This is a genomic window from Cupriavidus basilensis, from assembly GCF_008801925.2.
Lineage (GTDB): Bacteria > Pseudomonadota > Gammaproteobacteria > Burkholderiales > Burkholderiaceae > Cupriavidus > Cupriavidus basilensis.
In genome coordinates this window covers 3,834,062-3,859,997 of sequence record NZ_CP062803.1, presented here as the reverse complement: position 1 = coordinate 3,859,997, position 25,936 = coordinate 3,834,062, and the positions used below count along the sequence as shown (strand labels likewise).

The window sequence follows — 25,936 nt, the reverse complement described above, 5'->3', positions numbered from 1 at the left end:
GCCTGTCATGCCACCGCCGACCCGGCCGGCTCCAGCGGATGCAGCTCGCCCAGCATGGTCGGGATCAGTTCGGACACCGTTGGGTGGATATGCATGGCGCGCTGGACCACCGTGTACGGCGCGCACGCATACATCGCGTCGAGGATGCAATGAATCACCTCGTCGCCGCCCACGCCCAGCACCGCCGCGCCAAGGATCTCGCGGCTGTCGGCATCCACCAGGATCTTCATGAAGCCTTGCGTTTCGCCTTTTTCCACCGCGCGGCCAACGCGCGTCATCGGCCGCATACCGACCAGCACATTGCGCCCGGACCGGCGCGCCTCGGCCTCGTTCATGCCCACGCGCCCCAGCGGCGGGTCGGTGTAGAGCGCATAGGCGGGGATGCGGTCGCCGAGCGTGCGGGGCGGCTCGCCGGATGCCGCGTCCAGCAGGTTGGCGGCGACGATCTCGAAGTCGTTGTAGGCAGTATGGGTGAAGGCGCCGCGCCCGTTGCAGTCGCCCATGGCCCAGATGCCGGGCACATTGGTTCGCAGCTGCTCGTCCACCTGGATGTAGCCACGCGCATCCACGGCGATGCCGGCGCGGTCCAGGCCAAGGTCGTCGGTATTGGGCCGCCGTCCCACTGCCAGCAGCACGTGCGAGCCGACGATCTCGGGCGCGCCCTGCGCGCAATCCATCTTCACCACGACTTCGGCGCCGCGCTGCTCCAGCGCGATGCACTCGGCGTCGAGGCGCATCCCGATGCCCTCGGCGGCGAGGATGTCGCGCACGGCGTCGGACACATCGGGATCCTCCCGCTCGATCAGGCGCGGGCCGCGCTGCACGATGGTGACCTCGCTGCCGAAGCGGCGAAACATCTGGCCGAACTCCAGCCCGATATAACTGCCGCCCACCACCAGCAGGTGCCGTGGCAAGGTGTCCACGCGCATCATGCCGGCGTTGGTCAGGTAGTTCACCTGTTCGAGTCCGGGCATCGGCGGCGTGGCGGCGCGCCCGCCGACGTTGATGAAAATCTTGCGAGCCCGCAGCAGGGTGTCGTTCACGCGCACGGTGTCCGGGCCTTCGAAGCGCGCGTGGCCGAGATGGACGGTGCCATGTTCCAGCGTGCGCACCCACGTTTCCACGCCGTGCGTGGACTTGCCGACGACGCCGTCCTTGCGCGCCTTGACGCGAGCCATGTCCACCGTCACAGGCCCGGTGGGCACCACGCCGTACTCGGCACCGCGCCGGGCCAGGTTAGCCGCGTAGGCGCTCGCCACCATGGTCTTGGTGGGGATGCAGCCGGTGTTGACGCAGGTCCCGCCGAACGACTGGCGCTCGATCACGGCCACCTTATGGCCGGCCGCGCTCAGGCGCGCCGCCAGCGGGGGGCCGGCCTGGCCGGTGCCGATGATGATGGCGTCGTAGTCGAGTGTCATGGCGGGGGCTCCTGGGCATCACATCACAACATACCAACATCAAAACATCACAGCATCGCCAGCGGGTGCGGGCCGTCCGGTGGCTGGAAGGCCGCGTCCAGCTCGGCCAGTTGCTGCGTCGAGAGTGTCAGCGCGAGCGCGCCGTGGTTCTCGCGCAGGCGCTCGCGGTGGCTGGTCTTGGGAATCGCGATGACGCCCTGCTGCGCCAGCAGCCAGCCCAGCGCCGCCTGCGCCGGGCTGACGCCATGCGTCCGGGCAAAGCGCGCAAGCCGGGGATTGCGCAGCAGCGTGGCTTGCTCGATCGGCGAGTAGGCCATCAGGGCAACGCCATGCTCGCGCAGCCAGGGCAGCAAGTCCCACTCGATGCCGCGCCGCGTGAGGTTGTAGAGCAACTGGTTGGCCGCTACCTCCTTGCCGCCGGGCACGCGCCACAGCGCGCGCATGTCGTCCAGGTCGAGGTTGCTGACGCCAAAGTGACGGATCTTGCCCGCCTTGCGCAGCGCCATGAAGGCCTCCATGGTCTCCGCCAGCGGCACGCTGCCACGCCAGTGCAGCAGGTACAGGTCGAGGCGGTCGGTGCCCAGGCGGCGCAGGCTGCGCTCGCAGGCGGCCACCGCGCTGGCGCGCCCGGCGTTGTGCGGGTACACCTTGCTGACCAGGAAGACCTCGTCGCGCCGGCCGGCAATGGCTTCGCCGACCAGTTCCTCGGAGCGGCCATCGCCGTACATCTCGGCGGTGTCGATCAGGGTCAGGCCCAGGTCCAGCCCGAGACGCAGCGTGGCAAGCTCTTCCGCGCGCGCGGCCGGCTGATCGCCCATGTTCCAGGTGCCCATGCCGAGCGCGGCAACGCTTTCGCCGCCGGGCAGACTCACGGTTTTCATGCGGTGTTCCGGTGGGAAATGCAGGGTGGAGTAGCTGGCATGTAGCGCGCAAAGCACGCGCGCACGGCCGGCTACCCACTCACACTAGGCAAGGACGGCGCGATCCACAAGGCGCGGCGCGCGCCGCCGGGTTCAGGCCAGCCCGGTCACGTAGTAGACCGTGATCACGAAGAACACGGCCAGCGTCTTGATGACGGTCACCGCGAAAATGTCGCGGTAGGACTCCCGGTGCGTCAGGCCCGTCACCGCCAGCAGGGTGATCACGGCGCCGTTGTGCGGCAGCGTATCCATGCCGCCGCTGGCCATGGACACCACGCGGTGCAGCACCTCGAGCGGAATGCCGGCGGCCTGCGCGCCGTGGATGAAGGTGTCCGACATGGCGGCCAGCGCAATGCTCATGCCGCCCGACGCCGAGCCGGTGATGCCCGCCAGCGTGCTGACAGACACGGCGGCATTGACCAGCGGGTTGGGGATGCTCTTGAGTGCATCGCTGACGACGAGGAAGCCCGGCAGCGCGGCGATCACGCCGCCGAAGCCATACTCCGAGGCCGTGTTCATGGCGGCCAGCAGCGCGCCGCCGATGGCGCTCTTGCTGCCATCGGCAAAGCGCTCGCGCACCGCGCCGAATGCCGTCGCCACCACCACCACGATGCCCAGCAGCAGCGCCGCCTCCACCGCCCAGATCGCGGTCACGGTGGCGATCTGCGTTTCCACCGGCTTGGCCAGCCCGGGCAGCGACACGCTGTAGCTGCTGCTGTACCACTGCGGAATCATGCGCGTGAAGACGAAGTTGGCCACGCCCACCACCACCAGCGGCAGCAGCGCCAGTGCCGGATGCGGCAGGTGGCCGGTCTGGCTGCGCTCCGGCTCATTGCGCAACGCTGTGCCATAGCCCTCGCCGCGTGCCATGGCCGCGCGGCGGCGCCACTCCAGGTAGCCCAGGCCCACCCCGATGATGAACAGCGAGCCGAGCAGGCCCAGCACCGGCGCTGCCCAGGTCGTGGTCTTGAAGAAGGTGGTGGGGATGATGTTCTGGATCTGCGGCGTGCCCGGCAGCGAATCCATGGTGAACGAGAACGCGCCCAGCGCAATGGCGCCCGGCATCAGCCGCTTGGGGATATTGCTCTGCCGGTAAAGCTCCGCCGCGAACGGATAGACGGCGAATACCACCACGAACAGCGAGACGCCGCCATAGGTCAGCAGCGCGCAAACGGCGACGATCACCGCATTGGCACGCGAGCGGCCTATGTAGCGGATGGCGGCGGCCACGATGGACTCCGAGAAGCCAGACAGCTCGATCACCTTGCCGAACACGGCGCCCAGCAGGAAGACCGGGAAATACAGTTTGACGAAGCCGACCATCTTCTCCATGAAGATGCCGGAGAAGACCGGCGCCACGGCAGCGGGCTCGGTTAGCAGGACGGCGCCGAGCGCGGCCACCGGGGCGAACAGGATGACGCTGTAGCCACGGTAGGCCGCAAACATCAGGAAGGCCAGAGCGGCCAGGACTATGAGGAAGGACATCGGTTCTCCTTGTGGTTCTTCCGCGCGCGCGGCGCTCGTGGCGCCACGCGCGGCGGATCAGGTGCCGACTTTGCCACAGCTTGCTGCGCTGCGACAATGTTCTGCCTCAAAGGTTCGCCTTTCGCCGTCGTCCGTGGCCTGGGCTCAGCCGTGGTGGTAGCGGTATTCCTGCGACAGGCCACCGTAGCCGTAGGTGGCGGCGCGCGCATCCACCACGTGGATGTATGAAACCGGATGCACGTTGCCGATCAGCTCGGAGAGGGCTTCGAACACGGCCTTCAGGTACTGCGCTTTCTCAGCCTTGGTGTTGGTTTCGTCCGTCACGCTGATGTCGAGGTGAAAGGCGTTGTGGCCAAGCTCCGAGAGCGGCTCGCCGCCGATGATCCAGGCGTCGTGGTCGATGTACTGCACGGAAACGACGGTGACCTCCGGCTTCTTGCCGAGCACGCGCTGGGTCAGCTCGGCTACGGCGGCGGCGCTGCGGCGGGTCAGCGATGCATTGGGCTTGCCGGAGATCTGCAGGTTGATGTGGGGCATGACGGACTCCTTTGTTGTTACGGTTTCACCAGGTTGGCCGGGTTTGGCCCGGCGGGTAAGTGATGCCAGTCTAGGTGTTTGCCTTCCATCGGAAAAACGGGAATTTACGATACTATCCATCGTCAATACCGAAATAAGATGGGGGCCCGCCATGCGCGCACTTGAACTCGACCAGCTACGCACGTTCGTGACCGTGGCGGACGCCGGCAGCCTGTCCGCGGCGGCGCCCCGGCTGTTCCTGTCGCAGTCCTCGGTCAGCGAGCAGCTGCGTAAGCTGGAGGAGCGCGCCGGCGTGCCGCTGCTCACGCGCGGCAAGCAGGGCGCGGCGCCGACACCCGCCGGCACGCGCCTGCTCGAGCATGCGCGGCGCATCCTCGCGCTGTCCGAGCTGGCGCTGCAAGACCTGCGCGGCCACACGCTGGATGGCGAGTTGCGGCTCGCGGTGACGGACTACTTCCGCCCGGGCGAGATCGCCGGCATGCTGCGCGGGCTGCGCGAGCGCTATCCCTACCTGCGGCTGCACGTACAGGTGACGAAAAGCAGTGTCATCGATGCGGGAATGGACACCGATGATTTCGATATCGGCTTGTCGATGCGGTTGCCGGGCAAGGGGGGAGGCCAGCAGGCTGGCGCCAAGGGCGCGCGCGGCACCGTGCTGCGCCGCGAGACGCTGGCCTGGGTTGCGGCACAAGGCGAGGCGGAGCGCGTGAGCGGCCCGCTGCCGCTGGTGCTGCTGCCGGATACCTGTTCGCTGCATCAGTATGTGGTGCAGATGCTGCTGCGAAGACGCCTGGACCACGTGATTGCCCATTCCGCCTCGGGTGTCGCCGGCCTGCATCTGGCGCTGGCTGCCGGGCTTGGCATCTCGTGCCTGAACGAGTCGGCGATCGGGCCGGGCGTGGCGCGGATCGATGCGGCTACGCTGGCCAGGCTCAAGCTGCCGGCCCTGCCCACGGCGGAATTCTTCCTGCTGCCTGCACGGGCCGGGGAGGCGGCACTGGTCGGTAAGGTCAGGGCGGCGCTGGCGGAGCAGTTCGCATAGGCGCGCGGTGGATTGACGCGTTCCTTTTCAGGTCTCGGTCCACTGCCGCAGCAGATTGTGGTAGCAACCCACCAGAGAGCGCCTTGCACCATCGTCGGCGCCGGTCTGGTTGAGTTTCTGGATCGCGTTGTCGAGGTCGAACAGCAGCGCGCGCTGCGCGTCGTCGCGCACCAGGCTCTGGATCCAGAAGAAGCTCGCCACGCGCGTGCCGCGCGTGATCGGTGTGACCTGGTGCAGGCTGGTGGCGGGATAGATCACCATGTCACCCGCTTCCAGCTTGACGCTGTGGGTGCCGTAGGTGTCTTCCACCTGCAGCTCGCCGCCGTCATAGCTGGCGGGGTCGCTGAGGAACAGCGTGGCCGAGATATCGGTGCGCAGCTTGCGGCCATTGTGCGGATGAATGCGCACGCCGCCGTCCACGTGGGCGCCAAAGGTCATGCCCTCGCTGTAGCGGTTGAACATCGGCGGATAGACGATATTGGGCAGCGCCGCGCTGATGAACAGCGGATTGCGCTCGAGCATGCCAAGGATCAGGTGCTGGCACTGCTGCGCCACTTCGGCGCGCTCGTCGATCTGCTGGTTGAACTTGACCGGCGCGCCAGAGTAGCCGGCCGATACGCGGCCGTCCACCCAGGCCGTGCCGGCCTGGTCGAGATGCTGGCGCAGCACGGCAAGCTGCTCCGCGTTGAGTACCTTGGGAATGCAGACAAGCATGACGATCTCGACAGGGTTCGGCGGCAGCGCGCGGGAGGTGTCCGGCGCTGCCGCGCGGCGTGACATGGCATCACGCCACTTTACCTCAGCTCACATGCGGTAGATGAAGGACAGCATCGCGGTGCGGCCGGTGCCGGGCACCGAGCGTCCGCCGTCCGACTGGATCAGCGCATCGTAGTACTTCTTGTCGAACACGTTGAACAGGTTCAGGCGCACGTCGTACTTCGGCTGATGGTAGGCAATCATGCCATCCCAGCGCACGTAGCCACCCACCTGCACGGTGTTGGTGTTGTTGGCATAGCGCTGCGACATATAGAAGGCGCCGCCGCCCACTTCCCAGTCCTGCAACACGCGGTAGCTGGTCCACGCCGTCGCGGTGTGCTTGGGCGTATTGGTCGGGACCATGCCTTGGGTGCCGGCGGCGATGCCGTTGACGATCTCGCCATCCAGATAGGTGTAGCCTGCAAAGACCTGCCACTTGCTGGTGATGCGGCCGGTGGCGCCGGCGCGGAAGCCGCGCACGCGGATCTTGCCGGCCAGCGAGTACGTGGTGGCGTCGATCTGGCTGCGGGCATTGTCCTTGGTGATCTGGAACAGCGCCGAATTCAGCGACAGGTCGCCGCCCAGCAGGTCCCACTTGCCGCCCACTTCATAGGACTTGTTCTTTTCCGGGTCCAGGTTCTGCTGGCCCACGGTGCCCACCAGCTGCTCCAGCGACGGGTTGAACGACGTGCCGTACGACAGGTAGTAGGACTGTGCCTCGGTCGGCTGCCAGATGCCGCCCACGCGCACGCTGGTGAAGTTGACCGTCTGGCTGGCGCTTGGCAACACGGTGCTGCCCAGCGTGTTGGACGAGTTGATGGAATTGGTGATGCTGGCAATGTACTTGTCGTAGCGCAGCCCGCCCACCAGCTTCCATTGCTTGCTGAACTCCACCGAGTCGTTGATGTAGGCCGCCAGCGTGTTGGCCGCCGCGCCCTGGCGGTTGCCGGTCGCGCTCGGCGCGGTAGAAGGCGAGTTGCTGTAGGTCGGGTTGACGACCGGCTCGCACGCCGCGTAGCCGCTGGTGCCGGCCGCAGCGGTGGCGGTGGCGGCGGGGTTCAGCGCCACGCCGTTGCAGGTGCCGTTGCGGTAATAGTTCTGGTTGTCGTAGCCATCGTGGCCGATTTCCGCGCCCACCAGCACGGTGTGCTTGACCGGGCCGGTGTCGAACTTGGCGGTCAGCTCGGTCTGGTTGAAGATCGAGTAGTCGCGGATATGGCGGTCATGGCTTTGCTGGCGCACGAACAGCGCGTCCAGCGGCAGCGTGGTGGTGGTCAGCGGGGTGAAGCCCTTGGCGTTGACCGTGCCGACGGCGTTCGGCGCGGTTTCGCGCGCGTTGGTGTTGACGTAGTTGAACTGGGTCTGGTTGCGCAGGCGCAGGTTGGGCGAGAACTTGTGATCCACGGTGGCGTTGAGTGCGGCCACGTCCTGGATGGTGCGGTCGTCGTTGAAGCCATAGGCCGTCTTTCGGTCGACGTTGACCGGGTGCCCGTTGATGGCCGGCAGGCCATAGTCGGGCTGGTCCTCGTTATGCTGCAGCAGCGCGGACAGCGTGATCTCGGTGGGGGTGCCGATGCCCAGGCGCCACGACGGCGCGAGGCCGAAATCCTTCACCTTGGTCTGGTCGCGCGTGCTGGCCGAGCCGTCCTGGGCCATCGCCGCGATCCGGAAGGCCGAGGTCTCGCCGGTGGGCGTGTTGTAGTCCGCGGTGGCGCGCACCAGGCCGTTGGTGGTGACCGAGCCGGTGACTTCGGTGGCAGCCTTCAGCGACGGCTTCTTGGTGACCTGGTTGATCACGCCCCCGGTGGATCCACGCCCGAACAGCATCGATGAGGGGCCCATCAGCACTTCCACCGAATCCAGCGCGAAGACGTCGCGATAGTACTGGCCGCGATCACGGAAGCCATCCAGGTAGATGTCGGTGCGCGCGGAGAAACCGTTGAGGTTGATGTTGTTGCCGATCTGGCCACCCTCGGCGCCGCCGATGGTGATGCCCGGGACATTGCGCAGCGCATCCGCCAGCGAGGTGCCGCCCTGCGCATCGATCAGCGCCTTGTTGACCACTGTGACCGATTGCGGAATATCGCGCAGTTCCGCGGGCAGCTTGCTGATTGAGCTCTTCACCGCGCTGTAGTCGTCGTTGGCGCTGCTGCCTTGCACCACCACTTCATGCAGCGTCGTCGTGGGCTGTGTCGCGGGGGCCGTGGCGGCCGTCTGGGCCAGGGTGGCAACGGGCGTGGCGAACAGCGCGAGCAGGGCAGTCGCGATCGGCGTGCGGCGATTCATGTCGTTTCTCGGTTCCAGTGCGGCCGCGGGTACGAGCCGGCCGACAGCGCCGAGAAGGTGCGCGCCTGGATCGGTTCGGTCAACGGCGGAAGGCAATCATGGTTGGGCGAGCCGGAATATAAATGCGAATGATTTGCGTTGCAATTCGCGTTGTCTTTTTAACACAGACAATATGACACTATTTCTAATGTTTTACGTTAGAAACATGGGTTGGCATTAATGGAATCAATTGCGCACATTTCCCAGATAAAGATGCGTATAAAACACATTTATAAAACGAAACGGGCCCGTACGTAACGAGCCCGATACAGACATTCACCGCCCTTGTCTTCAGGACGGCTGAAAATATTTCTTACTCTGCCGTCATGTTGGCGTTTTTTGCGATGCGGCCAAGGCGCTCGCGCTCCGACTTGATGAAGGCAATGAAGCTCTCCTGCGTGCCGCCGGCGGGTTCGATGCCGTTGGGAATCAGCCGGTCGCGCGTTTCCTGCGTCTGCATGGCGGCGCTCATTTCGGCGTTCATCTTCTTGAGGATGGCGGGGTCGGTGCCCTTGGGCGCGAACACGCCGGCCCAGTGGCCGATGCGCACGTCCGGCATGCCTTGCTCGGCCGTGGTCGCGATGTTCGGCGCCGCGCTCATGCGCTTGTCCCAGGTCGCGCCCAGCGCCTTGAGCTTGCCGGCCTTGATATTGGGCAGCACCACCACGCTGGCCTCGGAGGTCGCCGTGACCTGGTTGCCGATCACCGCGGTGATGCTCTCCGAGCCGCTCTTGTACGGCACCACGGTCAGCACTGCGCCCTTCTCCTTGAGCATCTCCTCGACAAAGTGCGGCGTGCTGCCACTGCCGGCGGTGGCGAAGTTGGCGCCCGAAGCCTGCTTCTTGGAGTACTCGACCAGTTCCTTCAGGTTGTTCACCGGCAGGGACGGCGAGACGACGATCACGGATGGGCTCACCGCGACCAGCGAGACCGGCACCAGGTCGTCGGCCGCGTAGGGCATCTTGGCGCGGATCAGGCTGTTGGTGACCGTGCCTACGGCGCCGATCAGGAAGGTGTAGCCATCCGGCTTGGCCTTGGCCACGTAGTCCGCACCCACCACGCCGCCAGCGCCCGGGCGGTTCTCGATCATCACGGTCTGGCCCAGGCGCTTGCCAACCGCGTCGGCGGCGGCGCGCGCCACCAGGTCATTGGCGCCGCCGGCGGTAAATGGCACGACGAACTTGATCACGTGGGTCGGCCAGGCATCGGCGGCCTGCGCAGGCATGGCGAAGCTGGCGGCGGCGAACAGGGCGGGAACGGCGAGGGCCAGCGCGCGGCTGGTGGCGGAAATACGCATGGTTGTCTCCATTGGCTGTTTTGGGTGCACGGGTGCTAGGTACTCAGATGCTGCTGCGACGGATCATAACCAGCGAACCTGTCAATTCGCTGAACCCGCATGCGCCCTTCGTTACTGGCTTTCCGCGCTCTGCTGTGCCAGCCAGTTGCGGAACGTCCGCGCTGCCGCGGCCTCCGCGCGGTCTTGCGGCCACACCGCGTAGTAGCCACCGCCTAGGCTTGTGCTCGCCTCGCAGGCGCGCACCAGCAGCCCTTCCTGCAGGCAGCGGTCGATCATGTGGCGCCACCCCAGGGCGATGCCCTGGCCTTCGATGGCGAGCTGCAGCAGGATCGGATACTGGTTGGCCACCAGCTTGTGGGGTGGCCGCGCGTCCGCCAGCCCGTTGTGCGCCAGCCAGGTCTGCCACGACATCCATTGGCGTTGTCCGTCTTCCAGCATCAGCAAGGTCTCGCCGGGGAGGTCCGCCGGCTCCAGCCGGCGGCCGGCCAGGTAGTGCGGTGCGCAGACGGGAAACACGTCTTCGTCGTAAAGCCGGCGCGATGCCAGTCCTGCCGGCGGCCCCTCGCGCAGGTAATACATGCCCACGTCGAACTCGGCGGGCGAGAGCGAGGCCAGGCTGTCGTTGACCAGCAGGCGCAGGTGGATGTCAGGGTGCGCGGTGCGAAAGGCTGCCAGCCTGGGCGTGAGCCAGAGCACCGCGACGCCGCAGGAGCAGGCCACCGTCAGTTCGGCATGGCCCTTGCGCTTCATCACATCCTCGGTCGCTTCGGCGCAGGCCGACAGCAGGCGCTGCACCTCTTCGGCATAAGCCTGGCCGCTCACGGTCAGGCGCAGCGCGCGCGGCTCGCGGATGAAGAGCTTCTTGCCGAGGAAGTGTTCGAGCTGCGCCACCTGGCGGCTGATGGCGCTTTGCGTCAGGTGAAGTTCGCTGGCGGCGCGGGTGAAGCTGCCATGCCGCATGGCCGACTCGAAGGCGACCAGGCAGGGCAGGGGCGGAAGGGGGGAGATACGCATGGCGGGGACTCGACGGTTTAGTCGCCATGATAGTGCGGGGGAGAGGGCGGGCGTTCGTTACGCCGCCATGCTGGAATAAACAGCCGGCTCCGCTTCAAGTGGCTCCTAGCTAAGCCACCCCTCTCCCCGGCCCTCTCCCCGTGAGGGGAGAGGGAGAGACAGCCGTCGTCATGGCAGACGGCTTTGGCCTGTCCTGCCGGCTTCGTTCGGCGTCTTGGCTTTCAGGCGGGCTGGCGATGCAACCGTCCTGCCTGCATCACCATCGCCAGGTGCTTGCCCTGGCCGCCGAGCAGGCCGATGTCCGCCAGCGGGTTGCCATCGACCGCGATCAGGTCGGCCAGCGCGCCGGCGCGCACGGTGCCGAGCTCGCCTTCGCGTTGCAGGATCGCGGCGGCGATCGAGGTGGCGCTGCGGATCGCCTCCAGGTTGCCGAGCAGCGCCGCACGGATGCGGAATTCATCCGACTGGTCCTGGTGCATCTCGCCCAGCAGGTCGGAGCCAAAGCCCATCGGCACGCCGGCTTCCGCGTAGATGGCGAGCGAGTCGCGGCCGGCCTGGCGCACGGTTTCGATCTTGGCCACCGATTCCGCCGGCAAGCCCAGGCGCGCGCCGTCGCGCGCGAGCGCGTCGTAGGTGACCAGGGTAGGCACCACGAACGCGCCATGCTCTCGCATCACGCGTGCGGCTGCGCGGTCGACCAGGTTGCCGTGCTCGATGGTGCGCACGCCGCAGCGCACCGCGCGCGTGATGGCGCGGCCGGTATAGGCGTGCGCCATCACATATGTCTGGGCCGCTTCGGCCTCGGCCACGATGGCGCGGATCTCGTCTTCACTGTATTGCGTGTTGCCGATCGGGTCGGTGGGCGACGCCACGCCGCCGGATGCCATGATCTTGATCTGCGTGGCGCCCTTCTGGATCTCTTCGCGCACTGCCAGGCGTACCGCATCCACGCCATCGGCCACACGTGCGATGGCGCCGGCACGGAACGCGCACGAGCATGGCTCCAGCACATCGGCGCGCGGGCGGAAGTCGCCGTGCCCGCCGGTTTGCGACAGTGCCTTGCCGGACGGGAAGATGCGCGGGCCCGGCACCAGGCCGGTTTCGATGGCCTGCGACAGGCCCCAGTCGGCGCCGCCCGCATCGCGCACGGTGGTGAAGCCGCGCTCGAGCATGGCTTTCATGATCGGCACGGCGCGCAACGCCACCAGTACATTCGGCTGCACCGCATTCAGGCCGAGGTTGGCCAGCGACGCCAGCACGTGCACGTGGCAGTCGATCAGCCCGGGCATCACGGTCTTGCCGCAGAGGTCGATCACCTGCGCGCCGGGCGCGTGGATCGGCGTGGCCGAAACGTCGGCGATGCGCTCGCCTTCGATCAGCACATCGTGGCGTTGCAGGAGGCTGCCATGGGCAGGGTCGAGGACGTTGCCGCCCTTGAGTAGGATCTGTTTCATGCGCGGGACAGTCATTAGACGGGTTGAGCGGCTCGGGTAGCCTGCGCCGGGCGCAGGTAGGCGGGCTCGCGCACCAGGCGCGTGCCGGCCAGGCTGATGGCGGCGGCGAACATCACGTAGAACGCAGGCGCCATGGTGCTGCCCGTGCTGGCGATCAGCCAGGTGATGATGAACGACGCGAAGCCGCCGAAGATGGTGACCGCCAGGTTGTAGGCCACCGACAATCCGGTCGACAGCACCTTGGCCGGGAAGAGCTCGGAGAATGCTGCCAGGATCGGGCCGGTGTAGGTGGCGATCAAGATACCGAACACCAGCTGGAAGACCACCAGCGAAGCCAGCCCCGGAGCCTGGTTGATGTAGGCGAACATCGGGTAAGCCAGCACCAGGATCAGCAGCGCGGAACCCGATAGCAGCACGCGGCGCCCGATGCGATCGGCCAGCAGCCCGACCAGCGGCGAACACACCATGATCGCCAGGCCGCCCACCATGCCGGCGATGAAGCCAGTCGACTGCGGCACATGGAGCACTTTGACCGAGTACGTCGGCATATAGAACAGCAGCACATAGGTGCAGACCGTCCACAAGATCACCATCGAGAAGCTGGCCGCGGTCTGGCGCGGGTAGTCGCGCAGCACTTCGGTCAGCGGCGAGTCCGACTTGTCGGTGGCATCGCGGAAGGTCGGCGTCTCGTCGAGGTGATGGCGGATGTAGTAGCCCACCGGCCCGATCACGATGCCGAGCAGGAATGGCAGGCGCCAGCCCCAGCTATTGAGCGCCTCGGTGCTCAGCGCGGAGGTGACGAAGGTACCGACCGCGGCGCCCAGCAGCACGGCCACGCCGATGCTCGCCTGGATCCAGCTGGAGTAGTACGCACGGCGCTCCACCGGGGCGTACTCGGTCAGGAAGGCGGTGGCTCCGCCCATTTCGCCGCCGGCGGAGAAGCCCTGCAGCAGTCGCGCCACCACGATCAGCAGCGGTGCGAAGACACCGATCTGGTCATAGGTGGGCGCCAGGCCGATCATGGTGGTGCCCAGCGCCATCAGCAGCATGGTCAGCGACAGCGCCGCCTTGCGGCCCACGCGGTCGGCGTATACCCCGAGGATGATGCCGCCGACCGGCCGCATGAAGAACCCCACGCCAAACGTGGCAACCGCGAGCAGCAGTGAAGACAGGTCATTGCCGGTGGGAAAGAAGAGCTTCGCGATGATGACGGCGAAGAAGCTGTAGACGGTGAAGTCGAACCACTCGAGACCGTTGCCGATCACGGTGGCGACGATGGCGCGGCGGCGTTGCGCGCCGCTGACGCTTGGTGGCTTCGATGGCGCTTCTGGGTGGGCGCTTGCGTGCATGACATCCTCCTGGGTTGGCGGGCCCGGTGCGCGCACCGCGTCGATCCCGGGCGGACGTGGCAGCGCCGCCCGGTGCGGTCAGGGATCAGTTGGCGCACGGCAGGTAGTCCGATGGTAGGAGCAGCGCCGCCGGGCCGAAAACGAATTCTGCGCATGTCGTCATGCGGGCAGCGCATGGCAGGCAACGAGCCGCATGCCGCGCCAGGGAGCGCGGGCGGCATGGGTGGGGCGGGCGGGGAAGGGTGTGGCGGAGGTGGCGCGGCGGCGATGCGCGCCGGCAAGCTGGCGGCGATGCCGGCGCCGTCGGTGGCGCCGGCATCGCCGGTCGTGGCAGGCTAGCGTTCGCGCTCCCAGGTCTGGGTGCGGCCCAGCAGGCTGATGCCGATGAAGCCGCGCACGTTGAGTTTCTTGCCATCGTCCGCCAGCGACATCTTGGTCTTGTAGAGCTTGCCGCTTTCGGGGTCGAGGATCTCGCCGCCGCTCCACTCGTTGTCGCCGGTCTTGCGCAGGCCGGTGATGATGGTCATCCCCATGATGGGCTGGTCGCGACGCGCGTCGGTGCACTTGTCGCACACCTTGGTCTTGCCGTCGTTGTCGGTAAAGCTCTTGACCAGCTTGCCGCTATAGACGCCGTTCTGTTCGCTGATCTCCACCAGGCCGCGCGGCTTGCCGGTAGCGTCGTCGATGGTCTTCCATGAGCCGGCGGGGGTGGCCTGGGCCAGCGCAGCGGCGCTACCCAGCAGCGCGCCGGCGAGCACGGCGGTGCGTGCCGCGACGGCGACGGCGCGTGCGACGCAGCGGGGGGCAGTAAAGTGCATCGGGATCTCCTCTTCGAGTTGGTGCGCGCCATGATGCCAGCACAGGGTCAACCCGGCGGCGCACGTACGCCAATCTACTGGCGATGCGCTCGCACTGCAATCGCCAGGCCGCCTTTGCGTACGCACCAAAGCCCCCCCGGCAACTGCCGCAGGCCGGCCTGGCGTATGGAAGCAAGCGGATTCTGTCATGCAGCAAATTGTCCGCTGCGCGGCACTCGAAGCAATCCTCTAGCGGTGCGTTTCAAGTGGGGCGCCATGCCGTGCCTGATGGCTCAGGGACGCCGGCGCGTGCGGCCATCCACGCTCTCGTTCCTTGCGCGCACCGGCGACCTGCTCCATTGGCAGTAGACCATTCGGATGGTGCGCGAGCCGATGCCTTGCCACGCGATCTGCCACCCTGGTCGACGCGCGAAGTCATCCGCTGTCGGACGCATGCCGACACCGCCGTGAGACCACCGTCGAAGTGAGACTCGGAAGGGCATCTCACGTGTCGATGACGCTTGCGCGAAGCGAGTGCGAGATGGTGACCGACATCGTTCGATGCATCGTTGGAGAGCGCGTGTCGCGGTGACGATTCTCAAACCGTTGCGTCGGCGCATCACTGCGCGCGCCGCGCGTGAGCGTGCGTGCCGGGTTGAGGCGACGCGCACTGTCCGCGTCGCGCGCCGCGTTGCGGATGCGCGTCTTCGCGGTGGCGCTGCCGATGTCCTCGCAGCGCTCGATCGCATCCAGTCATCACGCGTCCCGGCGCTCGCGCAACGCCTGCTCAAGGTTGTCGCACAGAACTTTTCTGCTTCCCCAAAAGCCTTTGTACATGCGGGTTTCCGGCTTTACACAATGAGCGGGAATCGGCATTGCCGAAGGGCATGGAAGACGCGCCGACTGCGATGCGCACGCCGAAAATCCGCACTACGCCAGCGACGTCTTCACGCTCGCGCGATGCCGTGTCGAAGGGGCATCGAGCATGGTCGAGAGCAGCGTCGTGAGGGTGCGAGAGACGCGATGAGAGCGTAGCGCGCGCAAGCAAAGACGAGGTCAGCGCAGTGCAACGACGAAGACGATGAAGTTGTCATGCTCACACGCAAGTTTTTTTGCACTTTTTTCTTAACATCGCCCAACAAACGAATTATGATTCGCCTTGACAAGAGTCTCACTTCATTGCATGGCCTGCGTGGCAGGCAAGACAGCAAGATGCAACGATGAGGTTGGACGTGATGCGCGACGATGAGCGCCACCCACTTCGATGCAATGAAACAGGTAGCTCAGGAGCACTAGAACTTTGACGCAGACCAAGCCGTACTGGTTTTCTAAAACGCGTGCAGTCTCCTTTGGCCCAGTAACGGGATGGGCGAACTACCCCCGAAAAAATGCCGTACGTGGTGTGCGTGGCCTGGCCCGCATCACGGAAATGCCGGCCGATATCTCTCTTTTCATGTCGCGCGCCGATCCGGCGGATGGCGCGGGCAGATCGAATATTCCAGGGCGCGGCAAGCGTCAGAAGCCCGGCTGCGGGCTCCGCTTGGCCACATTCGCATCGCGCGCCGCGGTGCCCCTGCCACCGAATTCATTAGCGTGCGGCCACAACGCGCGCCGTGCGCCGATGAATCGCTCGCTCGATTGGGGTCGCATCGCTGTATCGCGCCTCGGGTCGGTCGGGTCGCCAACTTAGGTCATTCGATATTCACTCTCTAGTGAAGGAGTTATCCATGGCAACGACTGCAAAGAAGAAACCGGCGGCTAAGAAGGTCGCCGCCAAGCCGGCCGCCAAGAAGGCAGCTGCCCCGGCCAAGAAAGCCGCTGTGAAGAAGGTAGCCGCCAAGAAGGCAGCACCGGCCAAGAAAGCTGCACCGGCCAAGAAGGCTGCAGTGAAGAAGGTCGCTGCAAAGAAGGTCGTAGCGAAGAAAGCAGCGCCGGCCAAGAAGGCAGCCGCACCGGCAAAGAAGGCCGCAGCCAAGAAGGTTGTAGCCAAGAAGGCCGCGCCGGCCAAGAAAGCTGCCGCCAAGAAGGTTGTAGCGAAGAAGGCCGCACCGGCCAAGAAGGTCGCCGCCAAGAAGGCTGCACCGGCCAAGAAGGCTGCACCGGCTGCGAAGAAGGCTGCTGTTGCCAAGAAGGCTGCACCGGCCAAGAAGGCGCCTGCTGCCAAGAAGGCACCGGCCAAGAAGGCCGCTGCCAAGAAGGCCGCGCCTGCCAAGCCTGCCGCTGCACCTGCTGTTGCACCCGCTGCAGCTGCCAAGACCGCGCTGAACCCGGCTGCGGCATGGCCTTTCCCCACGGGTACCCGTCCGTAAGCGTGCCGGTAACGGCTGCCGCTGGGAATTGCCAAGGCACGCAGGGCGTGCCGCACTGACCGGATACCGCGTATCCGGTCCGCAAGACGCTAGTCTTGCCAACCCGCCGATGGTGCAAGCCCGGCGGGTTTTTTCATGGGCGATCGAAAAACGGCAGGCGGAGCACGCAACGCGGGGCACTGCGGCCCGGCAACGCCGCAAAGAAAAAGCGCTGCTCCGGTGAAGGAGGCAGCGCTTTGCCGGGGGCGTATGCGGCTGTGCGGAGCGGTCCCGCAGACCACTCCAGAACGTGCCAGGAGCCACAGGAGCCAACGAGCGGTGCGGCAGCCCCCTTTGGTTGCGCCCCCCGCGGCGCGGCCACACAGGGCCGCCCTATGCCGTCCCGCGTATCGCGCTTAGTGCGTGACGCGGGTCGTGCCGCCCGACGACAGCAAGCGCACGCGCTCGCCCGGCCGGAAGGCTTCGTCGGCGTCCTGGACGATGGCGCGCATATCGCCATTGTCCAGGCGCACGGTGATTTCCAGGCCACGGCGCTGGCTGATCTTGTTCTCGGCCATGCTGCCGGCGATGCCGCCGAGCACGGCGCCCAGCACGCCGGCGGCCACCGAGCCGCCGCCGCTGCCGATGGTGCTGCCCGCGGCGATGCCGCCGATGGCGCCACCGGCGATCGTGCCGGCACCGGTCTGGTCGCCCTGGATCAGCACCTCGCGAACCGTCTCGACCACGCCGTAGCGCAAGGTCTGCTCGCGCTGTGCCTGGCCCGGCGTATAGATGCTGGCGGAATTCGACTGCGCAGCGCAGCCGGCCACCAGGGTGGCTGCGGCGGCGAGCGCGATGGCGCTGGTGCGAATCAGGGTGTGCATAGAATCAATCCCGGAAAAGGTGTTACTCGTAGCGGTAGCCAAAAGCGGACTGGAAGCGTTCACCGATTTCGTCGCGCGACGATTTGTGGTTCTGCGGACCCTGGTGCGCGATCTTGATGGAGCCCATCAGGCTGGCAAGCCGGCCCGTTGTTTCCCAGTCGAAGCCCTGTTCGATGCCGTAAAGCAGGCCGCCGCGGAAGGCATCGCCGCAGCCCGTCGGATCGACGACGCGATCCGCTTTCACGGAGGCGATATTGTACTTCTGCTTGTCGGCGAAGACGGTGGCGCCCTTTTCGCCGTGGGTCACGATGAACGCCTTGACCTGCGCGGCGACTTCATCGCTGGTCCAGCCGGTACGCGACAGCAGAACCTGAGCTTCGTAGTCATTGACCGTCACGTAGCTGGCGAGTTCAACGAACTGGCGCAGATCGTCGCCGTTGAACAGCGGCATGGCCTGGCCCAGGTCGAAGATGAACGGCACGCCGGCGTCGGCGAACTGGCGCGCGTGGTGCAGCATGCCTTCGCGGCTGTCGGGGGCGACGATGCCCAGGCCGGGCGCGTTGCTGCCGCCAAGCGCGTCCTGCACCTGCGAGAGCTGCGACTGGTTCATCGCGCCGGGGTGGAACGCCGTGATCTGGTTGTTCTCCAGGTCGGTCGTGATCATCGCTTGCGCCGTGAAGGTGTCAGGCAGGGTGCGGATGTGCTCGGTGCTGATATCGAGCGCACGCAGGTGTTGCAGGTAGGGCTCGGCGTCGACGCCGACGGTGGCCATGACGACCGGGTCGCCGCCAAGCAGCTTCAGCGTGTAGGCGATATTGCCGGCGCAGCCGCCGAACTCGCGGCGCATGGACGGGACCAGGAAGGACACGTTCAGCATGTGGATCTGGTCGGGCAGGATATGTTCGCGGAAATGTCCCTCGAACGTCATGATGGTGTCGTAGGCAACGGAGCCACAGATCAGGCTGGACATGCTCTCTCCAATTCTCGTAATGCGGGCTGACGGGGCCACCGGGTCATGCCGGTGCCCCTGAATGCAAAAACGGCCACCCGTTTTGCCGGGTGGCCGCGCCTGGCAGGTGGCGCGCTTACTTCAGCGCGGCCAGTGCGGCGTCGTAGTTCGGCTCGTTCTTGATTTCCGAGACCAGTTCGCTGTACTTCACGGTGTCGTTCTCATCGAGCACCACCACGGCGCGCGCGGTCACGCCGGCCAGCGGGCCGGTCTTGATGTCCACGCCGTAGTTGCCCTTGAAGTCGGCGCCGCGCATCAGCGACAGCGGCACCACGTTGGCCAGGCCTTCGGCGGTGCAGAAGCGGCCCATGGCGAACGGCAGGTCGGCAGAGACGGTCAGCACCACGGTGTTGGCCAGGCCGCTGGCGGCTTCGTTGAACTTGCGGGCCGAAGCCTGGCACACCGGGGTGTCCAGGCTGGGGACGATATTGAGCACCTTGCGCTTGCCGGCGAAGTCGGCCAGCGTGACGTCCTTCAGGTCCTTGCCGACCAGCGAGAATGCGGGGGCCTTGTCGCCGGCTTGCGGAAACTTGCCGCCGACTTCGATGGCGTTGCCGCCGAGGGTGACGTTGCTCATATGTGCTCCTGTGTGAAATGCGGGCTCGCAAATCGGGGGCGCTCGGGATTAGCGGCGAGCCCAGAGGGAATTCAGGGGTAAAAAATCAGCACGCGGTAGTTTGCCGCCGCCTGCTGCGACCGGAATCGTACCCGAACCGGCAGCTCCGTGCCTGCCCGCAGGCCATGCGTGGCAAAGGCCTGCTGCCCGGTTTCGAGATAGTCTGCGGGTTGCAGCACACGGCGCAGGAGGAGCTGGTCCTGGAGGTCCGTCATGACCAGCTCGATGGCGGGCAGCGCCACGGTGGCGCGGCCTTGGTTACGCAGCGTTACGGCGAGCAGGTAGGCGTCGGATTCGTCATCTTGCTTTTGCAGCAGCGAGCTCTCGATGCGCAAGGCATCGATGTCGCGCCACGGCGCCACCTCGCAACCCAGCGGCGCGCAGGCTGCTTCGAAGGCGGGCCGCAATACAGGAAAGCGGCCGGATAGCTGGCTGCGCGCCAGGAAGGTGCCTTGCAGCAGTCCCGCGATCACCAGGAACCCGATCGCCAGCTTTTGCAGCATGCGCTTGCGCTTGGCCGGGCCAGGATCGCGCTCACGCGCATGGCGCAGGAAGTCGGGCGCGAAGGACGGGGTGGCAGGCGTGTCGCTGCGCATCCACGGCCGCTCGGCCTGTTCGCGTGAGATCGCTTCGGGAATCTCGGGGAAATCGTCCTGCGCTTGGGCGCGCAGGTAGCCGCCTGCGCTCGGGATGGCCGCTGCGTCGGCCTCGGTGCTGGCGGCGGATGCTTCGTTCGCCGCTTTCCCAGTGTCGGCCGCGTTTTCCGTATCGGTGATGTCCGCGGTGTGCGTGGCATCGTCGGCGCCCAGCGTGCTGGGGTCGAGTTGTGGCCAGGGTGCTGCTTCCGGCGCGGGGGCGGGTGCTTCGCTTGCCTGCGGTGCCTCCGCTGCCTCCACCTCCGCTGCGGGGGCGGTAAGGCCAGCTTCCTCGCTCTCGCTCTCGACGATGCCGGGTACGAACACCGCGGAAGGCTCGTCCTTGTCCTCGTCCTTGTGTTCGTGAGCGTCGGCGGTGCCGGTTTCCGGCTCCGCCCGATGGTTGCTGGCCTGCACCGCCTCGTCCGCTTCCGTCTGCGTCTGGTACAGCATGACGGTGGGCGCGTCGAGCGCCGGCACGTCATAGCCAGGGTCGTAACCGGGGTCGAAGGGCGCGGCGGCGGGGCGGCTGTCGTCGGCGTCGTGTTGCGGGAACGTGTCGAAGTGCGCGGCTTCCTGCAGCACGGCGGTGGCTTCGACTGGGTGCGCTTCCTGTGCCGGGGGCGAGGCGGGGACAGGGGCGGCAATGCCTTCCCCCGCCTGCGCGACGGCCTCGGGGCCGGCTGCCGGCTCGGGCGCTGGCAACTCGATCAGGTGCTCGCGTGCATCGAAGACGGTGTCGCACTGGCCGCAGCGGACCAGCCCCTGGCGCAGCCGCAACTGGTCCGGCACCAGCCGAAAGGCAGTGCGACAGGCCGGGCAACGCGTGACGAGCTTGGCTGCGGCCATGGGCTGGGCTCAGCTCTGGGTGCCGGGGCCTTCACCGCGGGTGCCATGCAGGCAGACCCAGCCTTCCTCGCTGCGCCAGACCGACATGGGCAGCCAGGGCGCGTAGGCCGCGGCGACTTCATCGGCCTGCCGCTCCAGCACGCCCGACAGCACCAGCCGTCCGCCGGGGCGAACCCGCGCGCTCAGCATGGCCGCCATCAGCTTCAGCGGGTTGGACAGGATATTGGCGACGACGAGGTCGTAGCTGGCCTCGGAGACGGTTTCCGGCAGCGCAAAGGTAGCCTCCACGCGATTGCGCTCGGCGTTATAGCGCGAGGCTTCCACCGCGTTGGGGTCGATATCGATGCCGAGCGTGTCGCCGGCGCCCAGCTTGCGCGCCACGATGGCGAGGATGCCCGAGCCACAGCCGTAGTCGAGCACCGTTTCACCGGCCTTGATGTTCTGTTCCAGCCACTGCATGCACAGCCGCGTGGTGGGATGGCTGCCGGTACCGAAGGCCAGGCCCGGGTCCAGTTCCAGCACCACCGCGTCAGGGTCCGGCGCATCGTGCCAGGACGGCACCACCCAGATGCGCTCGCCAATGCGGATCGGCGCGAACTGGGATTGCGTCAGGCGCACCCAGTCCTGGTCTTCGACGGGGCGCAACTGGTAAGCCGGCACCGGGTCGACGCCCAGCGCATTGGCGGCGGCGGCCACCACCAGCACGGGGTCGGCGCTGTCGTCAAACAGCGCCACCACGCGCGAGCGGTTCCATGCCAGGCGGGTCGGCTCCATGCCGGGCTCGCCGAACAGCGGCTGCTCGTCGGGCGTATCGGCATCGGCGTCTTCCACCGAGACCGACAGCGCGCCGAGGTCGAACAGCGCGTCAGACCAGGCTTCGGCCTGGTCTTGTGCGATTTCGATCACACATTCCTGAAATGCCACAGGCGATCCTTGTCGATCAGTTATGACTGGCCGCGCCGGGGCTTCAGATCTTGCCGCCCTTGGCCACGTTCTTCTGGGCCAGGCGGTGCTCGAGATAGTGAATGCTGGTGCCGCCTTCGACGAAGTTGGCATCGAGCATCAGCTCACGGTGCAGCGGTACGTTGGTCTGGATGCCATCCACCACCATTTCCGACAGCGCGATCCGCATGCGGGCGATGGCCTGCTCGCGGGTGGCGCCGTAGGTGATGATCTTGCCGATCATCGAATCGTAGTTGGGCGGCACGAAGTAGCCATCATACGCGTGCGAGTCGACCCGCACGCCGGGACCGCCGGGCATGTGCCACGCGGTGATGCGCCCGGGCGACGGCGTGAACTTGAACGGGTCCTCGGCGTTGATGCGGCATTCGATCGAGTGGCCGCGCAGCTGCACGTCCTTCTGGCGCCAGCGCAGCTTCTCGCCAAAGGCGATGCGGATCTGCTCCTGCACGATGTCGATGCCGGTGATCATCTCGGTGACCGGGTGCTCGACCTGTACGCGCGTGTTCATCTCGATGAAGTAGAACTCGTTGTTCTCGTACAGGAATTCGAAGGTGCCGGCGCCACGGTAGCCAATCTTCTTGCATGCCTCGGCGCAGCGATCGCCGATGCGCTCGATCAGGCGGCGCGGGATGTGCGGCGCAGGTGCTTCTTCGATGACCTTCTGGTGGCGGCGCTGCATCGAGCAGTCGCGCTCGCCCAGCCAGATTGCCTGGCGATGCTGGTCGGCCAGGATCTGGATCTCGACGTGCCGGGGGTTCTCCAGGAATTTCTCCATGTAGACCTCCGGGTTGCCGAAGGCGCGGCCGGCCTCCTCGCGCGTCATGTTGACCGCATTGACCAGGGCGGCCTCGGTGTGCACCACGCGCATGCCGCGGCCACCGCCGCCGCCAGCTGCCTTGATGATGACCGGATAGCCGACGGTGCGTGCGATTGCCAGGATTTCCTTGGGGTCGTCGGGCAGGGCGCCTTCGGAACCCGGCACGCACGGCACGCCGGACTTGATCATGGCCTGCTTGGCCGAGACCTTGTCGCCCATCAGGCGAATGCTCTCGGAAGTCGGGCCGATGAAGACGAAACCGGACTTTTCCACGCGTTCGGCGAAGTCGGCGTTTTCCGACAAGAAGCCGTAGCCGGGGTGGATGGCTTGCGCGTCGGTCACCTCGGCGGCCGAGATGATGGCCGGCATGTTGAGGTAAGACAGCGGCGAGGGCGCCGGGCCGATACAGACGGCTTCGTCGGCCAGCTTGACGTACTTGGCTTCCTTGTCGGCTTCCGAATACACCACCACAGTCTTGATGCCGAGCTCGCGGCAGGCGCGCTGGATGCGAAGGGCGATTTCACCGCGATTCGCGATCAGAATTTTTTCAAACATAGTCACTCTCTGCGAGGAGAAAGGCGGTCCCACCGCGGCGGATCGTGGCATCCCCGGCGAGGGCAGCCGGAGTGCAGGCGGGGGTGCTGGCACCGGGACGAGGAACGCCCGGTGGCCGTCGCCGCCGTGGCTGGCCGGAGAACTCCGGCGCAGGCTGCGGGCGGCGCGGCATGCCGGTCAGTTTCAGCCGATGATGAACAGCGGCTGGCCGTATTCCACCGCCTGGCCATTCTCGACCAGGATTTCCTTGATCACGCCAGCCTTGTCCGACTCGATCTCGTTGAGCAGCTTCATCGCTTCGATGATGCAAACCGTCTGGCCTTCCTTGACGGTATCGCCCACATTGACGAACGACGCGGCGCCCGGCGACGGTGCGCGATAGAAGGTGCCGACCATCGGCGACGTCACGACATGGCCGACCGGCAGTTGCGGCGCGGCCGGCTCGCTACCGGCGACGGGCATCGCGGCCGGCGCGGCGGCCGGGGGCAGTGCCTGCATCGGTTGCATGGCCATCGGCGCAGCGATGACCTGCGGCGGCGCCTTGACGATCCGCACCTTGCCTTCGCCTTCGGTGACTTCCAGCTCGGAGATGCCGGACTCGGCCACCAGGTCGATCAGCGTCTTCAGCTTGCGCAGGTCCATCTTCTATCCTCCTGAATCGGGTTGTCCGGCGGCCACCGCTCTGGTGGCTGCGTCCGGGAAAAACTGACGCCTCCGGCGGGCTGCCGTGGCCCGCCGCAAACATGGCGGCGGGGCAGGCGCCGGGGGCGCGGTAACGGTTTAAGACATCAACGTGCGGATCAGGCCTTGGGCTTCGCCTGTTCCAGCTCCTGCCCGAGGGCATAGTCCAGCGCCAGCAGATACCCCTGCCAGCCAAGTCCGCAGATCACTCCGATCGCCACATCGGAGAAGTAAGAGTGATGACGGAAGTTCTCGCGCCGATGCACGTTCGACAAGTGGACTTCCACAAACGGAATCGCCACCCCGGCCAGTGCATCGCGCAGCGCTACGCTGGTATGCGTATAGGCGGCCGGGTTGATGATGATGAAATCCACGCCCTCGTCGCGCGCGGCATGGATACGATCCACCAGCGCACCCTCATGGTTGGACTGAAACGTAGCCAGGGCGATGCCGGTCTGGCGGGCTCGCTGCGCGAGGGCCAGGTCGATATCGGCTAGTTTCGTGTACCCATAGGTTTCCGGCTCCCGCGTGCCCAGCAAATTCAGGTTCGGTCCGTGCAGGACCAGCACCTTGCGGTAGCGGGGAGAGCGGCGTTCGGGAGGTGTATCGATCACGGCGGCTCGACCATTTCAACGAAATTGCGCGGAGATTACCGTAGCTTAGAGTGATTTGTCTAGCAGCGTAGACATCGGCAGCTTCGAAGCAGGCGAGTTTTCAGGCACGATTCCGCACTTTGAGGCCGCGGAATCGTGTTTCGATCAAATTACCTGATGATCGATCAAGATTAGGAGAAATTCGCCTCAAATCAAGAATCTTATGGCTAGCCGCGAGGCAGCGCGGCGCGCAGCTCGTCAGGGGAAACCCTGCCCATTTTGCGGTAGCTGACCGTGCCATCTGGCGCAATGATCACTGTATAGGGCAGGCCACCGGCCGCGTTGCCAAAGTTGCGCGAGAGTTCCGTACCGGCAAAACCGGCCACGGCCAGTGGGTAGGAGACGGGGATCTTCTTGATGAACTGCTGGATATTGTTGGCGGAATCGATGCCGATGCCGACAAATTCCACTTTTCGTCCCGTGTATTCCTTATGCAACGCGTTCAGGTCGGGCATTTCTTCCACGCAGGGACCGCACCAGGGTGCCCAGAAGTTCACAACCACCGTTTTTCCACGAAGTTGCGCGAAGTTGATCTGGGTGCCATCCGGATCTGGCAGTTGCGTGCGCAGGAACGTCTCGACGGCCTCGTCGGATGCCGGCTTGGGCGAAAACACATAGTGCCCGGCCAGCGCGCCCGCGGCGGCAGCCACGACGGCAACGGCAAGCCAGGCCCAGAGGCGGCTGCGGCGGACAGGAGTGCTGGTGGAAGAGGTCATGGCAGCAAGAAAGATAGCGGCTGATGGTAGAGGTAAGAACCCGGATGGCCCCATAGGCTTGGTGCGCATGGCCTGCGGCCGGCCTCGCTCGCGCTCCGGGTCAAGGCTGGCGCTCAGGCCGCCGCGGGTGCGTCGGGCACCTGGGGTGCCGCCGCTTCGGCGGCGGCCAGCAGTGCCAGCACCGCATCCACATCGGCACGGGCAACCCGGCCGCCGGCCGCGGCCCGGACTGCGCCGCGTTCGTCATCCGCATCATACAGCGCTATATGAATGCCGACGGGCTGGCCAAGTTCCGCACGGATCTCTCCAGCCAGCAGGCGCGCGTCGCGCATGGCCGGCCACTGTCCCTTCCACAGGAAACTCAGGGTCTCGACCTCGCCGCGGCCGGCGAAGTGCCGGGTCTCGCTGGTGTCGAAGTCCACGCCAGCGTTGAGCAGGTGCAGGGTGAGATCCTTGGGGCTGTCGCAGAAGCACTGCAGGTAGACGTCGGAATGCTCGGTGGCGGTGCCGTTGAGCACAGCCCCGGCCAGGTAGGGGCGGAATACGGCAAGGTCGCGCATCGCAAGCACAGCCAGCCGGCGCAGCAGCGCCAGGACGCGGGGCTGGCTCTCCGAGTGGAACAATGCCTGATAGAGACGGACTTCCGCCTCCACAGCCTCGTTGTCGGGGAGCCACTCGCCCGCCACGCGCACGTCGCCCAGCAGTTGCCGCGCGGCCTTGCGCTTGGCCGTGGCGTAGTCGGTGCCATCTTCCGCGATCATGCGGGCGGCAGCCTGGGCGATTTCCTCGCGCAGGCGGATGGGGTCGAGGGTGGGGCGGCGGGGCATGGGGGGATGATACCGGAGGGATCGAGGCCTGCGCGCTAGGGTCAGGTTT

At 66.3% G+C, this 25,936-nt stretch carries 24 protein-coding genes; 3 read left to right on the top strand and 21 right to left on the bottom strand.

Translation table 11 applies throughout. The features are described from left to right. Nucleotides 1-5: 5 nt before the first annotated feature. From F7R26_RS17720 to F7R26_RS17705, 4 genes are all read right to left on the bottom strand, one after another. Nucleotides 6-1,418 carry an FAD-containing oxidoreductase gene (locus tag F7R26_RS17720; RefSeq protein WP_150986852.1) on the bottom strand — a complete coding sequence of 471 codons (1,413 nt, stop codon included), beginning with the start codon at nt 1,416-1,418 and terminating at the stop codon, nt 6-8. 47 nt (nt 1,419-1,465) lie between these two features. Next, nucleotides 1,466-2,299, bottom strand: a complete 834-nt coding sequence (locus F7R26_RS17715; RefSeq protein WP_150986853.1) for an aldo/keto reductase — start codon at nt 2,297-2,299, stop codon at nt 1,466-1,468. A gap of 132 nt (nt 2,300-2,431) precedes the next feature. Beyond that, a complete protein-coding gene (locus tag F7R26_RS17710) occupies nt 2,432-3,823 on the bottom strand; it encodes a GntP family permease (RefSeq protein WP_150986854.1) in 1,392 nt (463 codons plus the stop codon). 144 nt (nt 3,824-3,967) lie between these two features. Continuing rightward, nucleotides 3,968-4,360: a tautomerase family protein gene (locus F7R26_RS17705; RefSeq protein ID WP_150986855.1), complete on the bottom strand. Its 393-nt coding sequence runs from the start codon at nt 4,358-4,360 to the stop codon at nt 3,968-3,970. A gap of 151 nt (nt 4,361-4,511) precedes the next feature. Between F7R26_RS17705 and F7R26_RS17700 the strand changes: the two genes are divergently transcribed. Next, the gene (locus tag F7R26_RS17700; protein ID WP_150986856.1) at nt 4,512-5,402 is read left to right on the top strand and encodes a LysR family transcriptional regulator; all 891 of its coding nucleotides are present in this window, start codon (nt 4,512-4,514) and stop codon (nt 5,400-5,402) included. A 27-nt stretch (nt 5,403-5,429) separates the two neighbouring features. Here the strand turns inward: F7R26_RS17700 and F7R26_RS17695 are convergent, their stop codons facing one another. The 6 genes from F7R26_RS17695 to F7R26_RS17670 all read right to left on the bottom strand — a co-directional run bounded on the left by F7R26_RS17695 (nt 5,430) and on the right by F7R26_RS17670 (nt 13,597). Beyond that, entirely contained in the window at nt 5,430-6,116 is a 687-nt protein-coding gene (locus F7R26_RS17695) for a Fe2+-dependent dioxygenase (RefSeq protein ID WP_150986891.1), read from the bottom strand. 90 nt (nt 6,117-6,206) lie between these two features. Continuing rightward, nucleotides 6,207-8,444, bottom strand: coding sequence for a TonB-dependent receptor (locus F7R26_RS17690; RefSeq protein WP_150986857.1), 2,238 nt, complete (start codon nt 8,442-8,444; stop codon nt 6,207-6,209). A gap of 352 nt (nt 8,445-8,796) precedes the next feature. Next, nucleotides 8,797-9,780 (bottom strand): Bug family tripartite tricarboxylate transporter substrate binding protein, encoded by a 984-nt coding sequence (locus F7R26_RS17685; RefSeq protein ID WP_150986858.1) that lies wholly within the window; start codon nt 9,778-9,780, stop codon nt 8,797-8,799. Nucleotides 9,781-9,891: 111 nt separating this feature from the next. Further along, the gene (locus F7R26_RS17680; protein WP_150986859.1) at nt 9,892-10,794 is read right to left on the bottom strand and encodes a LysR substrate-binding domain-containing protein; all 903 of its coding nucleotides are present in this window, start codon (nt 10,792-10,794) and stop codon (nt 9,892-9,894) included. Between the two features lie 221 nt (nt 10,795-11,015). Beyond that, entirely contained in the window at nt 11,016-12,248 is a 1,233-nt protein-coding gene (locus tag F7R26_RS17675; RefSeq protein ID WP_150986860.1) for a metal-dependent hydrolase family protein, read from the bottom strand. A gap of 14 nt (nt 12,249-12,262) precedes the next feature. Next, nucleotides 12,263-13,597 (bottom strand): MFS transporter, encoded by a 1,335-nt coding sequence (locus F7R26_RS17670; RefSeq protein ID WP_150986861.1) that lies wholly within the window; start codon nt 13,595-13,597, stop codon nt 12,263-12,265. Nucleotides 13,598-13,771: 174 nt separating this feature from the next. Here F7R26_RS17670 and F7R26_RS17665 point away from each other — a divergent pair, with 174 nt between their 5' ends. Further along, entirely contained in the window at nt 13,772-13,936 is a 165-nt protein-coding gene (locus tag F7R26_RS17665; RefSeq protein WP_170301896.1) for a hypothetical protein, read from the top strand. On the opposite strand, the gene F7R26_RS17660 is transcribed toward F7R26_RS17665, so the two are convergent. After that, nucleotides 13,933-14,415 carry a DUF2147 domain-containing protein gene (locus tag F7R26_RS17660; RefSeq protein ID WP_150986862.1) on the bottom strand — a complete coding sequence of 161 codons (483 nt, stop codon included), beginning with the start codon at nt 14,413-14,415 and terminating at the stop codon, nt 13,933-13,935. The genes F7R26_RS17665 and F7R26_RS17660 overlap by 4 nt on opposite strands. Before the next feature lie 1,706 nt (nt 14,416-16,121). On the opposite strand from F7R26_RS17660, the gene F7R26_RS17655 reads away from it, so the two are divergent. Beyond that, entirely contained in the window at nt 16,122-16,703 is a 582-nt protein-coding gene (locus F7R26_RS17655) for a histone H1-like DNA-binding protein (RefSeq protein ID WP_150986863.1), read from the top strand. 395 nt (nt 16,704-17,098) lie between these two features. Here F7R26_RS17655 and F7R26_RS17650 read toward each other — a convergent pair whose 3' ends face one another. The 10 genes from F7R26_RS17650 to F7R26_RS17605 form a co-directional block, all read right to left on the bottom strand. After that, a complete protein-coding gene (locus F7R26_RS17650; protein ID WP_150986864.1) occupies nt 17,099-17,566 on the bottom strand; it encodes an outer membrane lipoprotein in 468 nt (155 codons plus the stop codon). 22 nt (nt 17,567-17,588) lie between these two features. Then, entirely contained in the window at nt 17,589-18,536 is a 948-nt protein-coding gene (locus F7R26_RS17645) for a carbohydrate kinase family protein (protein ID WP_150986865.1), read from the bottom strand. 115 nt (nt 18,537-18,651) lie between these two features. Beyond that, a complete protein-coding gene (tpx, locus tag F7R26_RS17640) occupies nt 18,652-19,152 on the bottom strand; it encodes a thiol peroxidase (protein WP_043349617.1) in 501 nt (166 codons plus the stop codon). 71 nt (nt 19,153-19,223) lie between these two features. After that, a complete protein-coding gene (locus F7R26_RS17635; RefSeq protein ID WP_150986866.1) occupies nt 19,224-20,675 on the bottom strand; it encodes a zinc-ribbon and DUF3426 domain-containing protein in 1,452 nt (483 codons plus the stop codon). A gap of 9 nt (nt 20,676-20,684) precedes the next feature. Then, complete coding sequence (prmA, locus tag F7R26_RS17630) at nt 20,685-21,599, bottom strand: 50S ribosomal protein L11 methyltransferase (RefSeq protein ID WP_150986867.1); 915 nt, start codon at nt 21,597-21,599, stop codon at nt 20,685-20,687. Nucleotides 21,600-21,642: 43 nt separating this feature from the next. After that, entirely contained in the window at nt 21,643-23,010 is a 1,368-nt protein-coding gene (accC, locus tag F7R26_RS17625; protein ID WP_150986868.1) for an acetyl-CoA carboxylase biotin carboxylase subunit, read from the bottom strand. A gap of 183 nt (nt 23,011-23,193) precedes the next feature. After that, complete coding sequence (accB, locus tag F7R26_RS17620) at nt 23,194-23,652, bottom strand: acetyl-CoA carboxylase biotin carboxyl carrier protein (protein WP_150986869.1); 459 nt, start codon at nt 23,650-23,652, stop codon at nt 23,194-23,196. A 158-nt stretch (nt 23,653-23,810) separates the two neighbouring features. Continuing rightward, complete coding sequence (gene aroQ / locus F7R26_RS17615; protein ID WP_193692088.1) at nt 23,811-24,305, bottom strand: type II 3-dehydroquinate dehydratase; 495 nt, start codon at nt 24,303-24,305, stop codon at nt 23,811-23,813. Between the two features lie 206 nt (nt 24,306-24,511). Further along, nucleotides 24,512-25,060, bottom strand: coding sequence for a TlpA family protein disulfide reductase (locus tag F7R26_RS17610; protein ID WP_150986870.1), 549 nt, complete (start codon nt 25,058-25,060; stop codon nt 24,512-24,514). Between the two features lie 113 nt (nt 25,061-25,173). Next, nucleotides 25,174-25,887 carry a UDP-N-acetylmuramate--alanine ligase gene (locus F7R26_RS17605; protein WP_150986871.1) on the bottom strand — a complete coding sequence of 238 codons (714 nt, stop codon included), beginning with the start codon at nt 25,885-25,887 and terminating at the stop codon, nt 25,174-25,176. Between the last annotated feature and the right edge of the window lie 49 nt (nt 25,888-25,936).